This is a genomic window from Micromonospora maritima (assembly GCF_902825405.1).
Classification (GTDB): domain Bacteria; phylum Actinomycetota; class Actinomycetes; order Mycobacteriales; family Micromonosporaceae; genus Micromonospora; species Micromonospora maritima.
In genome coordinates this window covers 1-1,731 of sequence record NZ_CADEAU010000780.1, presented here as the reverse complement: position 1 = coordinate 1,731, position 1,731 = coordinate 1, and the positions used below count along the sequence as shown (strand labels likewise).

Annotated in this window: 2 protein-coding genes; one reads left to right on the top strand and one right to left on the bottom strand. The window is 77.2% G+C overall.

Annotated features, from left to right (window positions below; all coding sequences use genetic code 11):
* Window positions 1-629, top strand: a 629-nt coding sequence (locus HUW36_RS32215; RefSeq protein ID WP_174531506.1) for a peptidase C39 family protein, incomplete at its 5' end; no start/stop codon positions are given.
* On the opposite strand, the gene HUW36_RS32210 is transcribed toward HUW36_RS32215, so the two are convergent.
* Window positions 630-1,731: outer membrane protein assembly factor BamB family protein (locus HUW36_RS32210; RefSeq protein WP_174531505.1), on the bottom strand; the 1,102-nt coding region annotated here is incomplete at its 5' end.

Here is a 1,731-nt window from a genome sequence, read left to right as displayed (position 1 = left end):
CGGAGCCGGCCGGCGCCCGGGGCCTGGTGCTGGACGTGCCGCGGTACGCGCAGCGGCTGCACGCCGGCGGCGAGACCCGCTGGGGCGGCGGCGGGGACTCCTGGTGCAGCCCCACCTGCGTGTCGATGGTGCTCGACTTCTGGGGCGCCGGCCCCGCCCCGGAGCGCTACGCCTGGGTCGACCCGCCCGGCCCCCGCCCGGTCGTGGTGCACGCCGCCCGGCACTGCTACGACCACGCGTACGCCGGGGCGGGGAACTGGCCGTTCAACACCGCGTACGCGGCCACGCACGGGGTGGACGCGTTCGTCACCCGGCTGCGCTCGCTGGCCGAGGCGGAACGGTTCGTCGCCGCCGGCATCCCGCTGATCCTCTCGGCGGCCTTCACCGCCGGGCAGGTGCCCGGGCTGGACTACGACACCCGGGGACACCTCGTGGTGCTGGTCGGCTTCACCGACGACGGCGACCCGGTGCTGAACGATCCGTACGCGCCGGACGACGAGCGGGTCCGCCGGACCGTGCCCCGGGCGCCGTTCGAGGCGGCCTGGCAGACCGGTAGCGGCGGGATCGCGTACGTGGTGCGCCCGGAGTCGGTGCCGCTGCCCGCGCCGCCCGCACAGCCCAACTGGTGATCAGCGACCGACCGGCCAGATCGTCAGCCCGCCGGCCGGACGCAGGCACACCAGCACCGTGCCCGAGTCGGCGCACTCGTCCCAGGAGCCGGGCAGGACCGCGCGGATCCGCGCCTGCGCGGCCGGGACGTCCAGCGCGCCGACCAGCGTCCGGTCCCCGGTGAGGTGACGCAGCCCGAGCAGCCCGCCGGGTTCCCGGTCCGTGCCGGTGATCCGCCAGCGTCCGAGCCGACCGAGCACCCGACCGGTCGTCGGCTCCAGCACCCACCGGTCCAGCTCCGCGCCGATCCCCGCAGTGGCCGCGAGCAACCGGCCGTCGACCGGCGCGAACCCGAGCCACCGCTCGTCGGCCCAGGCCGGACGCCCGGTCGCCGGGTCGAGCGTGCGCGCGCCGCCGACCTGGTCACGCAGGCAGACCATGCCGGCGCAGTCGGTGAACCAGAGCCCGGCGCGCTCCTGCACCCGCACGGTCCACCGGGCGTCGAGCCGGTCCAGCCCGTACGCGGTGACCGTGCCGGGATCGCCGTCGACCAGCAGCAGATCGGCCACCACCTGGGCGTACCGGTAGGAGACGCCGTCCGGTGCGGCCGGCACCCGCCCGGTGTACGCCGGCGCGCCGGTGTCCGCGTCGTGCACCGCCACCCGGCCGTCCGGCGTCACCAGCACCAACTGGGTCACCCCGTGACCGTCGGTCCGGTAGGCCACCCCCTGCGCGGGTATCGACAGTGTCCACCGCACCGCCCCGGAGGCCGGGTCGACGGCTCGCACGCTGGCCGTACCGGCCGCCGTCGGAGGGCTCTCCAGCAGCAGCCCGCCGGCCGCGGTGGCGACCGGGTAGCCGGGCCGCCGCCAGCGTGACGCGCCGGTGTCCGGATCGAGCAGCGTGGAGAACGGTTCGCCGGCGCCGGTCGGGCTGCTCGTCACCAGCAGCCCGCCGGCGGCGACGCCCAGCCCGATCACGTGGTCGCCGGCGGGCAGGCTGAACCGCCAGAGCGGCTCCCCGCCGGGCAGCCGGTGCCCGCTGACCACCCGGCCGCCCCGGCCACCCCGGCCGATCGTGCTCGGCCCGTCGGCCACCATCAGCCGGTCGGCGAGGACCACG